The organism is Massilia niastensis DSM 21313, assembly GCF_000382345.1.
GTDB classification, from domain to species: Bacteria; Pseudomonadota; Gammaproteobacteria; order Burkholderiales; family Burkholderiaceae_D; genus Telluria; species Telluria niastensis.
The window spans coordinates 24,401-37,375 of record NZ_KB908095.1 but is presented as its reverse complement, the minus strand read 5'-3'; the positions used below and the strand labels follow the sequence as shown (position 1 = coordinate 37,375).

The 12,975-nt window shown below is 68.0% G+C and carries 13 protein-coding genes; 3 read left to right on the top strand and 10 right to left on the bottom strand.

Going from position 1 to position 12,975, the window contains the following annotated elements; genetic code table 11:
• Positions 1 to 19: 19 nt before the first annotated feature.
• The gene (locus tag H162_RS0113360; protein ID WP_026354603.1) at positions 20 to 1,504 is read left to right on the top strand and encodes an aldehyde dehydrogenase; all 1,485 of its coding nucleotides are present in this window, start codon (positions 20 to 22) and stop codon (positions 1,502 to 1,504) included.
• 6 nt (positions 1,505 to 1,510) lie between these two features.
• Here the strand turns inward: H162_RS0113360 and H162_RS0113355 are convergent, their stop codons facing one another.
• Both H162_RS0113355 and H162_RS0113350 read right to left on the bottom strand, forming a co-directional pair.
• Positions 1,511 to 2,269 carry a LytR/AlgR family response regulator transcription factor gene (locus H162_RS0113355; RefSeq protein WP_020653978.1) on the bottom strand — a complete coding sequence of 253 codons (759 nt, stop codon included), beginning with the start codon at positions 2,267 to 2,269 and terminating at the stop codon, positions 1,511 to 1,513.
• Positions 2,266 to 3,345: a sensor histidine kinase gene (locus H162_RS0113350; protein ID WP_040787345.1), complete on the bottom strand. Its 1,080-nt coding sequence runs from the start codon at positions 3,343 to 3,345 to the stop codon at positions 2,266 to 2,268. Before H162_RS0113350 ends, H162_RS0113355 begins: the two co-directional genes overlap by 4 nt.
• A gap of 156 nt (positions 3,346 to 3,501) precedes the next feature.
• Here H162_RS0113350 and H162_RS0113345 point away from each other — a divergent pair, with 156 nt between their 5' ends.
• A complete protein-coding gene (locus tag H162_RS0113345; RefSeq protein WP_020653976.1) occupies positions 3,502 to 4,839 on the top strand; it encodes a glutamine synthetase family protein in 1,338 nt (445 codons plus the stop codon).
• Positions 4,840 to 4,845: 6 nt separating this feature from the next.
• Here H162_RS0113345 and H162_RS0113340 read toward each other — a convergent pair whose 3' ends face one another.
• Positions 4,846 to 6,399, bottom strand: a complete 1,554-nt coding sequence (locus H162_RS0113340; RefSeq protein WP_020653975.1) for a response regulator — start codon at positions 6,397 to 6,399, stop codon at positions 4,846 to 4,848.
• Between the two features lie 198 nt (positions 6,400 to 6,597).
• Here H162_RS0113340 and H162_RS0113335 point away from each other — a divergent pair, with 198 nt between their 5' ends.
• Positions 6,598 to 7,749, top strand: coding sequence for an MFS transporter (locus H162_RS0113335; RefSeq protein ID WP_020653974.1), 1,152 nt, complete (start codon positions 6,598 to 6,600; stop codon positions 7,747 to 7,749).
• A gap of 220 nt (positions 7,750 to 7,969) precedes the next feature.
• On the opposite strand, the gene thpR is transcribed toward H162_RS0113335, so the two are convergent.
• From thpR to hda, 7 genes are all read right to left on the bottom strand, one after another.
• Positions 7,970 to 8,479 (bottom strand): RNA 2',3'-cyclic phosphodiesterase, encoded by a 510-nt coding sequence (gene thpR / locus H162_RS0113330; protein ID WP_020653973.1) that lies wholly within the window; start codon positions 8,477 to 8,479, stop codon positions 7,970 to 7,972.
• 9 nt (positions 8,480 to 8,488) lie between these two features.
• Positions 8,489 to 9,352, bottom strand: a complete 864-nt coding sequence (panB, locus tag H162_RS0113325; RefSeq protein ID WP_026354600.1) for a 3-methyl-2-oxobutanoate hydroxymethyltransferase — start codon at positions 9,350 to 9,352, stop codon at positions 8,489 to 8,491.
• Between the two features lie 74 nt (positions 9,353 to 9,426).
• On the bottom strand, positions 9,427 to 9,774 hold the full coding sequence (locus H162_RS0113320; RefSeq protein ID WP_020653971.1) for a DMT family protein: 348 nt from the start codon (positions 9,772 to 9,774) through the stop codon (positions 9,427 to 9,429).
• Positions 9,775 to 9,778: 4 nt separating this feature from the next.
• Positions 9,779 to 10,252: a 2-amino-4-hydroxy-6-hydroxymethyldihydropteridine diphosphokinase gene (gene folK / locus H162_RS0113315; RefSeq protein WP_020653970.1), complete on the bottom strand. Its 474-nt coding sequence runs from the start codon at positions 10,250 to 10,252 to the stop codon at positions 9,779 to 9,781.
• Positions 10,249 to 11,628 carry a polynucleotide adenylyltransferase PcnB gene (pcnB, locus tag H162_RS0113310; protein ID WP_020653969.1) on the bottom strand — a complete coding sequence of 460 codons (1,380 nt, stop codon included), beginning with the start codon at positions 11,626 to 11,628 and terminating at the stop codon, positions 10,249 to 10,251. The genes folK and pcnB overlap by 4 nt, the downstream gene beginning before the upstream one ends.
• Positions 11,621 to 12,295, bottom strand: a complete 675-nt coding sequence (locus tag H162_RS0113305; protein WP_020653968.1) for a histidinol-phosphatase — start codon at positions 12,293 to 12,295, stop codon at positions 11,621 to 11,623. Before H162_RS0113305 ends, pcnB begins: the two co-directional genes overlap by 8 nt.
• Positions 12,292 to 12,975: a DnaA regulatory inactivator Hda gene (gene hda / locus H162_RS0113300; protein ID WP_020653967.1), complete on the bottom strand. Its 684-nt coding sequence runs from the start codon at positions 12,973 to 12,975 to the stop codon at positions 12,292 to 12,294. Before hda ends, H162_RS0113305 begins: the two co-directional genes overlap by 4 nt.

Below are 12,975 nucleotides of genomic sequence, written 5' to 3'. Positions count from 1 at the left end.
TCAAGGGAAGGGTTGCTTTATGACAATGACTTCATGGCATGAACGAGCCGCCGCGCTGAACGCCGACGGCCGCGCCTTCATCGATGGCTGGCGGGTGGACGCGCACAGCAAGCAGCGTTTCGACAAGATCTCGCCGGTCGACGGCCGCAAGCTGGCCGAGGTGGCGCGCTGCGACGTGCTGGATGTCGACCTGGCGGTGACGGCGGCGCGCGCCGCCTTCGAGGACCGGCGCTGGGCCGGCATGGCGCCCGCGAAGCGCAAGCGCGTGCTGATCCGCTTCGCCGACCTGATGCTGGCGCACCGCGACGAGCTGGCGCTGCTGGAAACCCTGGACATGGGCAAGCCGATCCGCTACAGCCAGAGCGTGGACGTGCAGCTGGCCCAGAACTGCATCCGCTGGTACGGCGAGGCGGTCGACAAGATCTACGACCAGATCGCGCCCAGCCCCGAGGACAGCCTGGCCCTGATCACGCGCGAGCCGGTGGGCGTGGTGGCGGCCATCATTCCCTGGAATTATCCGATGCTGATGGCGGCCTGGAAGATCGGCCCGGCCCTGGCCGCCGGCAACAGCGTGGTGCTCAAGCCGTCCGAGAAGGCGCCGCTGAGCTCGCTCCGGCTGGCCGAGCTGGCGCTGGAGGCGGGCGTGCCGCCCGGCGTGTTCAACGTGCTGCCCGGCTACGGCGACGAGGCGGGGAAGGCGCTGGCGCTGCACATGGACGTGGACTGCATCGGCTTCACCGGCTCGACCCGGGTCGGCAAGCAGATCCTGCAGATGGCCGGCCAGTCGAACCTGAAGCGGGCCTGGACTGAGCTGGGCGGCAAGTCGGCCAACATCGTGTGCGCCGACTGCCCCGACCTCGACGCCGCGGTCGAGAGCGCGATCGGATCGATCTACTTCAACCAGGGCGAGAGCTGCAACGCGCCTTCGCGCCTGTTCGTCGAGGAGTCGATCAGGGCAGCCTTCCTCGACAAGGCCCTGGCCCTGATCCCGCGCCACGCGCCGGGCGACCCGCTGGACGAGGCCACCGTGATGGGAGCCATCGTCGACAGCATCCAGATGAAGACGGTGCTCGGCTATATCGAGGAAGGCAAGGCGGGCGGCGCGCGCCTGCTGGCCGGCGGCGGCGTGGCGCGCCAGGAGAGCGGCGGGCTGTATATCGAGCCGACCCTGTTCGACGGCGTCGACGCGTCGATGCGCATCGCGCGCGAGGAGATCTTCGGGCCGGTGCTGTCGGTGCTGTCGTTCACCGACCTCGACGAAGCGGTGCGCCAGGCGAACTCCACGCCCTACGGACTGGCGGCGGCGGTGTGGACGGCGGACATGAGCAAGGCGATCCGCACGGCCAGGGCCCTGCGCGCCGGCACCGTGCACGTCAACCAGTACGACAGCGACGACATCACGGTGCCCTTCGGCGGCTACAAGCAGTCGGGCAACGGGCGGGATAAGTCGCTGCATGCCTTCGACAAGTACACCGAGCTGAAGACCACCTGGATCCGGGTGTAGGTCGTCCTAGATCGCCATGTCGCGCAGCAGCTTGGAGGCTTCGCGGCTGGCGGTGACCACGCTGCCGTCGCGCATCCGGATCTGGAGCTGCGACTGGTCGTCGGCGCGCATCGAGTCGACGAAATCGAGGTTCACCAGCGCCGAGCGGTGCACCCGGATGAAGTGCGCCGGGTCGAGCTGCACCTCCAGTTCCGAGATCCCGATCCGCACCAGGAAGCTCTGGCCGCGCGCCGCGATGACGGTGTACTTCGAATCCGCCTTCATGTATTCGATGTCGCCGACCGCGAGCGGGAAGATGCGGCCGCGGTCGCGCACCAGGATGCGTTCCAGGCGCGCAGGGCCGCTGGCCGGGCCGCCGCCTGCCTGCGCCAGCGCCCCGGCCAGCGTGTCGCGCGCGTGCAGCGGGCCGTCGAGCAGGCGCGCCACCGCATCGGCGAAGCGCGCCGGCGTGAACGGCTTGAGCAGGTAGTCGACCGCGTGCAGTTCGAACGCGGTCACCGCATACTGGTCGTAGGCCGTGGTGAACACGATCTGCGGCAGGTAGTCGAGCCGGCGCAGCACTTCCAGGCCGGTCATCTCGGGCATCTGGATATCCATGAACACCACCTCGGGACGCAACTGGCGGATGCGCGCCAGCGCGCTCGCGCCGTCGGCGGCTTCGCCCACCAGCCGCAGCATGGGATGGGCGTAGATGGCGTCGCGCAGCAGGTCGCGCGCCAGCGGTTCGTCTTCGGCAAACAATACGGTTTTCGCGGTTTTCGTCATCGCGCGTTCAGCCCTGTGGTGGCGGGAATGGAAACGGACACGGCGAAGCCTGCGCCGGGCGTGGAATCGATATCGAGTGCGGCGCCCTGCCCGTAGTCGAGCAGCAGGCGGCGCCCGATGGTGCGGATGCCCAGCCCCGACGAGGCGGCAATGCTGTCGCGGCTGGCGCCCGGACCGTCGTCGCGCACCGTCATGGTCAGGCTTCCGTCCTGCGGATCGCAGCGGGTGGCGATGTGCAGCAGGCCGGGCCGGCTGTGCGGATTGAAGGCATGCTTGATGCTGTTCTCGACCAGCGGCTGCAGGGTCAGCGCCGGCAGCAGATGGCCGCCGGCCTCCGGGTCGAGGTCCCATTCGACGCGCAGGCGCGGCCCCAGGCGCAGCTGTTCCAGCTCCAGGTAGTCGCGCACGAAGTCCAGTTCGGCGTCCAGCGTGACCCGGTCGTGGCCGGCGCGTTCGGTGTCGAGCACGTAGCGCAGCATGTCGGAAAACTGGAAAAGCGCGGTCTCGGCCGCCGCCGGATTGCGCTGGGTGAGGGCGATGATCGAGTGCAGGGTATTGAACAGGAAGTGTGGATTGAGCTTGCTGCGCAGCGCATTCAGTTCGGCCGCGACCAGCAGGGTGCGCGCCTGCTGGGCCGCCAGCGCCTGGCGCTGGGCCGCGGCGCCGGTGCGCACGGTGTGGAAGATGCCGGCGATCAGGCCATAACTCATCAGGCTGTACATGAAGGGCCAGGCATGCCATTCCAGCGGCCGGTTCCCGCCCCCGATATGCGCCATCATCAACAGGTGGGCGAACACCCCGAACGCGAGCGCACCGCCGGCGTGCACGGCCAGCAGCCGTAGCGTATGCACCCTGCGCGCTTCCAGCAGGCCGGTGAGCGGCCAGACCAGCGCCAGCAGCGCCCCGGACGGCCCCGTGCTCCAGGCCGAATGCAGGATGAGCGCCATGTCGAAGCGGCCGTTCGCGATGGCGTCGGCCTGCACCAGCAGCGCCACCAGCAGGATGTAGGCGCACCAGCCGGCGATATAGAAGCGCCACATCGGGGGCAGCCGGGAGACATGCAAGCTTGTTTTCATGCTTGCAAGTATCGCGCAGAATATTGCGCTTGGGGCAAGCGATGCGCCGAATCGCCGGCTGGCGACGCCAGTTGCGGCATCCGTGGCACGAACGCGGGCGCGGCGCCCCGGCCGGCGGTGCTATAGTGGGTTCATCGTCCAACCATGGGGAGAACGATGAGCGAGGCGATGCGCGACTTTCTACGCCAACACAACATCCATGAGGTGGAGTGCGTCATCGCGGACATGACGGGCATCGCACGCGGAAAGATCCTGCCGAAAGACCTGTTCCTCGACGGCGAGCACATGCGCCTGCCGAAGAGCGTGCTGCTCAACACCGTCAACGGCGAGCAGCCCAATAACTCGCCCTATGTCGGCTCGACCGATCCCGACATGATCTGCGTGCCCGACCCGGCCACGATCCGCGTGGTGCCGTGGGCGTCGGAACGCGTGGCGCTGGTCATCCACGATTGCCAGGAATTCGACGGCACGCCGGTCGAACTGGCGCCGCGTTCGGTGCTGCGGCGCGTGCTGGCCCTGTATGCCGCACGCGGCTGGCGTCCGGTGGTGGCGCCCGAGATGGAGTTCTACCTGGTCGCGCGCAACACCAATCCGCACGAACCGCTGGTGCCGCCGATGGGGCGCACCGGCATGACCGAGCTCGGCCGACAGTCCTATTCGATCGACGCGGTCAACGACTTCGATCCCTTTTTCCTCGAACTGTCGGCGTTCTGCAAGCAGCACGAGCTGGGCGTCGAGACCCTGATCCACGAAGCCGGCGCCGGCCAGATGGAGATCAACTTCGCCCACGGCGATGCGCTCGAGCTGGCCGACCGCGTGTTCCTGTTCAAGCGCGCGGTGCGCGAGACGGCGCTGCGCCACGGCATCTTCGCGACCTTCATGGCCAAGCCGATGGAAACCGAGCCGGGCAGCGCGATGCACGTGCACCAGAGCGTGGTCGACGCCATCACCGGCAGGAACATCTTCTCGAAGGAGGATGGCGGGCCGAGCGAGCTGTTCTTCAGCTATATCGCCGGGCTGGAAAAGTACGTGCCGCCGGCGCTGCTGATGTTCGCGCCGCACGTGAACTCCTACCGCCGCCTGTCGCGCTTCCAGTCGGCCCCGACCAATGTGCACTGGGGCTACGACAACCGCACCTGCGGCATCCGCGTGCCCAATTCCTCGCCCGAGAGCCGGCGGGTCGAGAACCGGGTGCCGGGGGTGGACGTCAATCCCTACCTGGCCATGGCGGCCACCCTGAGCTGCGGGCTGCTGGGCATGATCGAAGCGCTCACGCCGTCGGAGCCGACGCCGGACAGCGCCGAGCACGTGCACGACGACCTGCCGCGCAACCTGGAGGACGCCATCCTGCGCATGCGCCAGTGCCCGCAGCTGGCGAACATGCTGGGGGAGCTGTTCGTGCAGGCGTTCTGCGAGGTCAAGGAGCTGGAGTTCGCGACCTTCAGCAGGGTGATCAGCTCATGGGAGCGCGAGCACCTGATGCTGCTGGTATGACGCGCTTCAGGGGCAGGGCAGCGTAACGGTCAGGCGGGTCGTCCCGGCGCCGCTCTCCATGCCCACGCTTCCGCCCTGCACCTCGGCCATCAGGCGGATCGAATACGTCCCCAGGCCCGACCCGCCGATCTTGTTCGACGTCGCATACTTGTCGAAGAAGCGCTCCCGCATCTCCTCCGGCACCGCGCCCGGATTGTCGATCATGACATGCAGCTTGCCGTCGTCCGGCGCAAGCGCCATGCGCACCACGCCCCCCGGCGGCGACGCTTCCACCGCGTTCTTCAGCGCATTGGTGAACAGCGAATAGCACAGGATCGTCTCGCCCAGGCACATCACGTCCCGCGGCGCCTCGAAGCGCAGGCTCACGTCGCGGCCGGCGCACGCCAGCGCGACCTGCTGCGCCACCCTGGCCAGCAGCGCGCCGAGGTCGAAGGCCTGCAGCGCCGGCTGGTAGCTGCCCTGTTCCATCTTGTGGATGTCGAGCGTGCGGTTGACCATCTCGAGCGCATTCCCGGCCGCATCGAGGATCATGCGCGCCTGCTCCTCCTGGGCTTCGCTCAGCGGGCCGGCCAGCAGCGACTGGCTGCCGTGCAGGGCCACCGCGATCGGGCTCTTCAGGTCGTGGCGGGTCATGCGCTCGACGTCCTCGCGCAGGCGCGCGTTCTCGATCAGGAGTTCGTTCTGGCGCTTCAGGTCCTGCATCGCGGTCGCCAGCAGCAGGTGGGCCGACAGGCGCGCCTTCAGGATCACCGGGTCGGCCGGCTTCGACACGTAGTCCACCGCGCCCAGGCGCAGCCCGGCCACCACGTCCTCGGAACCGTCGCGCGCCGACAGGAAGATGATCGGGATGTGCGCCGTCTTCGGATTCGCCTTGAGCTGGCGGCAGACCTCGAAGCCGTCCATCACCGGCATCATGATGTCCAGCAGGATCAGGTCGAGGTGGAAGGCATCGGCGATCTCGAGCGCCTTCCTGCCGCTGATCGCGACCTTGATCGTGTAGTCGTCCTTCAGCACCCCGGCCAGCACCTCGATGTTGGTCGGGATGTCGTCCACGATCAGCACCGTGCACTTCTTCACCCGCTCGCCGATCGGCTGGTCCAGGCCGATGACGTTCGACGGCGGCAGCGCGGCGGGCGGCGCTACGGCCACGGCAGGAGCTGGGACCGCCGGCGCGCTGTCGGGCGCGATCCCGAGCATGCTCAGGAACTTGGCGGCGAAGCTGTGCACCGTGAACGGCTTGATCATGTAGGCGTTCACGCCGGCCTGCAGCGCGGTGCGCACCGAGGACGGATTGGCTTCGGCGGTCAGCATCATGAACGGCGTGGCGGCATGGCGGTGGTCGCCGCGCATCCACTTGAGCAGGTCGATCCCGCTCATCACCGGCATGTTCCAGTCGCCCACGACGATGTCGATCCGCTGCTTGCGCATCACTTCCTGCGCCGCCTTGCCGTTGTCGGCCTGGAATACGTTCATGAAGCCGAGCTCGGCCAGCACCTGCCGCACATGGGTGCGGATCAGGAGGTAATCATCGACGATGAGGATGGCGGCGGACTTGTCCATAATGTTCTGGCAACGTGTGTTGGTGAAGTTTAGCAACTAATCCATGGGAAGCCTACGCCGCCGTCCGTCCACTGTTGCGCGATGACGCCGCCGGTTTTTCCCGTTCTTCCTAAACATGCGTGTTTGCGCCTTGATTTGCTTGCGTGGCTCGCAGGCTTGTGTAGAGTTGCGCAGGATTCAGGAAAGGAAAGAAAAGGCATGACCAAGGTTTCCACCACCAGCGCGCGCACCATCGAGGCCGGCCGCTGGTCGATCTCGACGGTATTCCTGCTCAACGGCGCCGGCATCGGCCTGTGGGCGGCCCACATCCCGGTGGTGCAGGCACGCACCGGCATCGACACCGGGATGCTGAGCATGGTGCTGCTGACCATTGCCGCCGGCGCGCTGCTGGCCATGCCGCTGATGGGCGGGCTGACCGCGCGCTGGGGCACGCGCCGCATGACCCTGCTGTCGGGCTTCGCCTTCGCGCTCACGCTGTCCGTGGTCATGGGCCTGACCGACCTGCGCCTGCTGTTCGCGGCCGCCTTCCTGTTCGGCGTCAGCAACGGCGCGCTGGACGTGGCGATGAACGCCAACGCCAGCGAGGTCGAGACGGCGCGCGGCTTGCCGACCATGTCCTCGTTCCACGGCTTCTTCAGCCTGGGCGGCCTGGTGGGCGCGGGGCTGGGCGGGCTGGTCATCGGCCAGGGCTGGGGCAACGGCGAGGGCGCGCTGGCGCTGGGGGTGCTCACCGCCATCGTGCTGGCGCTGGCGGCGCCGCGCGTGATGGGTTCCGCGGCCAGCCACGAAGCGGGCAGCCATTTCATGCTGCCGCGCGGCGCCGCGCTCGGCCTCGGCCTGCTGGCGCTGCTGTGCTTCGCGGTCGAGGGCGCGCTGGTGGACTGGAGCGCGCTGCTGCTGCAGGAGCGCACGGGCGCCGCGCCGGCATCGGCGGCGCTGGGCTACTCGGCGTTCTCGATCGCGATGGCGGCCTGCCGCTTCCTGGGTGACCGCATGATCGTCCGCTTCGGCGCACTGCGCGTGATGGTGGTGGGCGGCATCGCGATGTTCGCCGGCCTGGCCACGGCGGTGCTGAGCACCCACTTCCTGCTGTCGGCCGGCGGCTTCGCGCTGATCGGCCTGGGCGCGGCCAACGTGGTGCCGCTGCTGTTCGGCGCGGCCTCGCGCATCCCCGGCATGGGCGCCGGCGCCGGCGTGGCGGCGGTGGCGACGCTCGGCTACGGCGGCCTGCTGCTGGCGTCGCCGGTGCTGGGCTATATCGCGACGCAGTCGAGCGTGATGTTCGCGCTCGGGATGCTGTCGCTGTCGGGACTGGTGATCGCGCTGAGCGCCGGAGTGATCAGGCGCTAGCGTTCAGGGTCAGGTCTGTCATTCGGACAGGAGCGCACAATCCTTGCGAAATCTCAGCACGGCCTTGAATATGCCGAGCCTTTTTCCGTTCCATTGTCATGCACAGGTTCCGGTGAATACGGTGAACCGAGCTACTAACAACGTTGGAATAAACAAGCCAGCGTGTTGAGATAGATTAAAGGTGCTTGATCGATGTCCGAATGACAGACCTGACCCTGAATCAGGCATAGTGATGCAGGACGGTGTAGGCGCCGTCGCGCGACGCGACCAGCGCGTAGCCGGCCACGTCCCACCGGACGGCCGGTCCAGTGGCCGGGATGCCGGCGCCGGCCGCGCGCCGCGCCAGGGTCACGTGCGGCCGGTACTTGCGTGCTTCGGGCGCCAGGCCCAGCGCGGCCACGGCCTGTTCAAGGCGCGCGTACAGCGCCAGCAGCTCGGGCGATTCGCCGTGCGGTTCCAGCACCGCCAGGCCGCGCGGCCACAGCACGGGCAGGCCCAGCTCGAGGCGGAAGGGCGTGAAGGGGACATCGAGGCCGCCCTGCAGCGCCGGCAGGCGTTCGGACGCCAGGTTGCCGAGGAAATGCAGGGTGACGTGCAGCTTGTCGCTGTGGACCGGGGCGGCGCCGCGCGGCCACTGCCAGGCGTCGCGCCATGCGGCCAGCTGGTGGCGCACGCCAGGCTCGGGCCAGAGGGCCAGGAACAAACGGGTGCTGTCCGGCTGGCCGCTCATGGCGTCTCCTCAGAAGCAGTGCTCGACCGCGGGGAAGCTGCCGTCCTTGACGGCCGTCACATAGGCCTGGATGGCCGCGTCGATGCTGGTCTGGCCTTCCATGAAGTTCTTCACGAAGCGCGCCTTGCGGCCCGGGAAGACGCCCAGCAGGTCGTGCATGACCAGCACCTGGCCCGAGCAGTCGGGACCGGCGCCGATGCCGATGGTCGGGATGTCGAGCAGGTCGGTGACTTCCTTGCCCAGCGCCGCCGGAATCGCTTCCAGCACGATCATCGCGGCGCCCGCGCCCTGCAGCGCTTTCGCGTCGATCTTGAGCTGGTCGGCGCCCTGGGAGGTCTTGCCCTGGACCTTGAAGCCGCCCAGCTGGTGCACGAACTGCGGGGTCAGGCCGATGTGCGCGCACACCGGGATGCCGCGTTCGACCAGGAAGCGCACGGTCTCGGCCAGCCAGGCGCCGCCTTCGATCTTGACCATCTGCGCGCCGGCGCGCATCAGCTGGACCGCGTTGTCGTAGGCCTGTTGCGGGCTGCCGTAGCTGCCGAAGGGCATGTCGGCCAGCACCAGGGCGCTCTTGTTGCCGCGTGCGACCGAGGCGGTGTGGTAGGCCACGTCGGCCACCGTCACCGGCAGGGTCGAGTCGTAGCCGGCGCAGACCATGCCGAGCGAATCGCCGATCAGGAGGACCTCGACGCCGCAGCGGTCCATCAGGGCCGCGAAGCTGGCGTCGTAGCAGGTCAGCATCGAGATCTTGTTGCCGGCCGCACGCATGCCGAGCAGCGAGGGAACGGTCACGGCTTTCGTCACCGGCTTCGGTGCGGCGGCGGCGGCAACGGCGCCCCCGGCCATGTCATTACCCTGCAAATAAGCGCTCATACAAATCCTTTGAAAAAACGAAACGTTCAGACCGCGTAGTGTAATGCCATGGCCGCGAACGCGCACAAGACGCGTCAGGAGCGGAAGATGAAGTACACCGCGCCCACCAGGCACAGCGCGGCCCACACGTAATCGAGCTTGAACGGCTGGTTCATGTAGAACATCGCGAACGGCACGAACACGCTCAGCGTGATCGCTTCCTGCATGATCTTCAGTTGCGCCAGGCTGAACTGGGTGTGGCCGATGCGGTTGGCCGGCACCTGCAGCAGGTATTCGAACAGGGCGATGCCCCAGCTGATCAGCGCCGCCACGTACCAGGCGCGGTTCTGCAGGCCTTTCAGGTGGCCATACCAGGCGAAGGTCATGAACACGTTCGACAGCACCAGCAGGCCGCCAGTCTGTACCCAGACGGGAATCTGCATCACTTCAAGCCATCCTTGCGATGGCCTGGTCCGCCACGTGCGGCGCGAAATCGCGCGCCGGGCCCAAACCGGGAATCTGTGCATCCGGCGCGATCTCGAGCAGCGGCGCCAGCACGAAGGCGCGCTCGTGCATGCGCGGATGGGGCACGCACAGGGTGGCGCTGCGGATGACCTGGTCGCCGTACAGCAGCAGGTCGAGGTCGAGCGTGCGCGGCGCGTTGCGGTAGGGGCGTTCGCGTCCGTGCGCCAGCTCGATGCCGTGCAGCGCGCTCAGGAGTTCGTGCCCCGACAGGGTGGTGTCGAGGCAGGCGACGGCATTGATGTAGTCGTCGCCGCCGGCGTCGACCGGCGCGCTGCGGTACAGGCCGGAGGCGCGCACCAGGCTGGCGCCGGGCAGGGCGGCCAGGCGCGCCAGGGCGTCGACCACGTTCGCGCGCGCATCGCCCAGGTTGGCGCCGATGCCGACATAGGCGATCATTCGTCGCCGCCCCCGGCCGTGGCCTGGGCCTGGACCGGCGCGCCTTCGCCGGCGCTCTTGCGCGGACCGCGGCGCGGACGGCGCTTCTTCGGCGCGGCCGCTTCGCGGGTGCTGGCGACGGCCACCAGGCGCTCGCGTTCGCCGCCCTCGGCTTCGTAGAATTCGGTCCACCACTCGCCGATCTCGGCCGGCAGTTCGCCCGAGGCGCAGCGCAGCAGCAGGAAATCGTAGCCGGCGCGGAAGCGCGGGTGCTCCAGCAGCTTGTACGGCGCGCGGCCGGCGCGGCGCTCGAAGCGCGGCTGCATGGCCCAGATGTCGCGCATGTCGGTGGCGATGCGGCGCTGCAGGGCCAGGTTGTCGGTCTGGGTCTCGAGCACGTCGTCGGCCGCCAGGTGCAGCGCCGGGATCGGCATTTCGCCGGCGGCGCGGTAGGCGTTCCACTTCTCCAGCACCTGGTGCCACAGCAGCGAGGCGAACAGGAAGCCCGGCGAGACGCCCTTGCCGGCCTTGACGCGGCCATCGGTCGAATCCAGCGCCAGGGTCACGAACTTCATGCCGATCGGCTGCTCCAGCACCACGTCCAGCAGCGGCAGCAGGCCATGGTGCAGGCCGGCCGAGCGCAGCTCCTTCAGGCAGGCCAGTGCGTGGCCCGACAGCAGCAGCTTGAGCATCTCGTCGAACACGCGCGCCGCCGGCACGTTGTCGATCAGGGGCGCCATGACGGGGATCGGCGCGCGCGTGGTCGGCTCGATGGTGAAGCCCAGCTTGGCCGCGAAGCGCACCACGCGCAGCATGCGCACCGGGTCTTCGCGGTAGCGCGCTTCCGGCATGCCGATGATGCGCAGGGTCTTGGCGCGGATGTCCTCGATGCCGCCGTGGTAGTCCAGCACGCTCTGCGTCGCCGGATCGTAGTACATCGCGTTGATGGTGAAGTCGCGCCGCGCCGCGTCCTCGTGCTGCGGGCCGAAATGATTGTCGCGCAGGACCCGGCCATGCTCGTCCTTGGGCGCGTTGTCGCTGCCGGCGCCGCGGAAGGTGGTCACCTCGAGCAGGTCCTGGCCGAACATCACGTGCACGATCTGGAAGCGGCGCCCGATGATGAACGCGCGCCGGAACAGGCGCTTGACCTGCTCGGGCGTGGCGTCGGTGGCGATGTCGAAATCCTTCGGCTTCACGCCCAGCAGCAGGTCGCGCACCGCGCCGCCCACCACGAAGGCCTTGTAGCCGGCTTCCTGCAGGGTCTGGGTCACCCGGACCGCGTTCGCCGAGACGTTCTTCGGATCGATCTGGTGCTCGTCCGGGCCGAGGATCACCGGCTCGGTCAGGTCGCGCTGGTCTTTGACGCCGAGGATTTTACGGATGAATTTTTTAATCATTGAATAGACGGATGGTTGGCCAGCCCTGCTGCTCTGCGTGGCTTGCGAGCGCGGCGCTCGGGTTGGTGGCGACCGGATGGGACACGACCGACAGCAGCGGAATGTCGTTGTGCGAATCGCTGTAGAAATGGCTGCGTTCGAAGCTTTCGAACGGCCGTCCCAGGCGCTCCAGCCAGGCGTGCATGTGGGTGACCTTGCCCGGGCCCGAGGTCGGGGTGCCGGCCAGCTTGCCGGTCAGGAGGCCCTGGGCGTCGAATTCCGGCATCGCGGCGATGTGGTGCTCGACCCCGAAGGCGCGCGCGATCGGCGCGGTGATGAAGTGGTTGGTGGCGGTGATGATCGCCACCAGGTCGCCCGCTTCCATGTGCTCGCGCACCAGCGCCAGCGCCTGTGGGTGGATATTCGGCGTGATCACCTCGCGCATGTACTGCGCGTGCAGGGCGTCGAGCCGCTCGCGCGGGAAGCGCGCCAGGGTGCCGAGTGCGAACTCGAGGTACTCGACAGGATCGAGCACGCCGGCCTGGTACTGGGCGAAGAATTCATCGTTGCGGCGGCGGAAGGCGGTTTCGTCGACCGCCTGCACGCGCACCAGGAACTCGCCCCATTCGTAGTCCGAATCGATCGGAAGCAGCGTATGGTCGAGGTCAAACAGCGCAAGGTTTTTCATTCTTTGGGTTCCGACTGCTGATTTTCCTGCAACAACAGGTCACGCAGCAGGGGCAGCGTGACCGGGCGCTGGGTCTCGAGCGAATATTGGTCGAGAGCGTCCAGCATCGTGGCGAGGGAACGCATGTCGCGTTTGAAGTGGGACAACAAATAGGGTAACACGCTGGCGGACAGGGTCAAACCGCGCGCCTCGGCGGCCTGCGTGAGCGCGGCGATCTTCTCGTCGTCGGACAGGCCGTGGATCTGGTACACCAGGCCCCAGCCCATGCGCGTGCGCAGGTCTTCGCGCACCTGCAGCACCGCCGGCGGCACCGGGCCGGTGCAGACCATGTAGGCGCCATGCTCGCGGATCTGGTTGAACAGGGCGAAGGCGTCGATCTGGCGCTGCGGCGACAGGCGGTCGCAGTCGTCGAGCAGGTAGAGCGTGATGCCCGGCGCATGGACGAACTGGTCTTCCGGCGCGTCGAACGGGATGTAGCGCGAACCGGGGCTGGCTGCCAGCGCCTGCAGCAGGTGGGTCTTGCCGGCGCCGGTGTCGCCCCACAGGTAGGCGAAATGCTCGCGCGAAGCGCGTTCCGCGAACAGGTGCATCAGGTGCGCCAGTTCGGCATTTGCTCCTACCTGGAAGGTGTCCAGGCTGTGCGCCGGCTCGGCGCCTAAGTCGAGCACCAGCTGTTTCAT

What these genes read in the sequence shown, in the direction of transcription:
- thpR (WP_020653973.1), bottom strand. Translation starts at nt 8,479, where the DNA reads ATGAGCGGCCAGCCGGACAGCACCCGTTTGTTCCTGGCCCTCTGGCCC.
- H162_RS0113340 (WP_020653975.1), bottom strand. Translation starts at nt 6,399, where the DNA reads ATGGACAAGTCCGCCGCCATCCTCATCGTCGATGATTACCTCCTGATC.
- H162_RS0113345 (WP_020653976.1), top strand. Translation starts at nt 3,502, where the DNA reads ATGAGCGAGGCGATGCGCGACTTTCTACGCCAACACAACATCCATGAG.
- H162_RS0113320 (WP_020653971.1), bottom strand. Translation starts at nt 9,774, where the DNA reads ATGCAGATTCCCGTCTGGGTACAGACTGGCGGCCTGCTGGTGCTGTCG.
- H162_RS0113360 (WP_026354603.1), top strand. Translation starts at nt 20, where the DNA reads ATGACAATGACTTCATGGCATGAACGAGCCGCCGCGCTGAACGCCGAC.
- folK (WP_020653970.1), bottom strand. Translation starts at nt 10,252, where the DNA reads ATGATCGCCTATGTCGGCATCGGCGCCAACCTGGGCGATGCGCGCGCG.
- H162_RS0113355 (WP_020653978.1), bottom strand. Translation starts at nt 2,269, where the DNA reads ATGACGAAAACCGCGAAAACCGTATTGTTTGCCGAAGACGAACCGCTG.
- panB (WP_026354600.1), bottom strand. Translation starts at nt 9,352, where the DNA reads ATGAGCGCTTATTTGCAGGGTAATGACATGGCCGGGGGCGCCGTTGCC.
- hda (WP_020653967.1), bottom strand. Translation starts at nt 12,975, where the DNA reads ATGAAACAGCTGGTGCTCGACTTAGGCGCCGAGCCGGCGCACAGCCTG.
- pcnB (WP_020653969.1), bottom strand. Translation starts at nt 11,628, where the DNA reads ATGATTAAAAAATTCATCCGTAAAATCCTCGGCGTCAAAGACCAGCGC.
- H162_RS0113350 (WP_040787345.1), bottom strand. Translation starts at nt 3,345, where the DNA reads ATGAAAACAAGCTTGCATGTCTCCCGGCTGCCCCCGATGTGGCGCTTC.
- H162_RS0113305 (WP_020653968.1), bottom strand. Translation starts at nt 12,295, where the DNA reads ATGAAAAACCTTGCGCTGTTTGACCTCGACCATACGCTGCTTCCGATC.
- H162_RS0113335 (WP_020653974.1), top strand. Translation starts at nt 6,598, where the DNA reads ATGACCAAGGTTTCCACCACCAGCGCGCGCACCATCGAGGCCGGCCGC.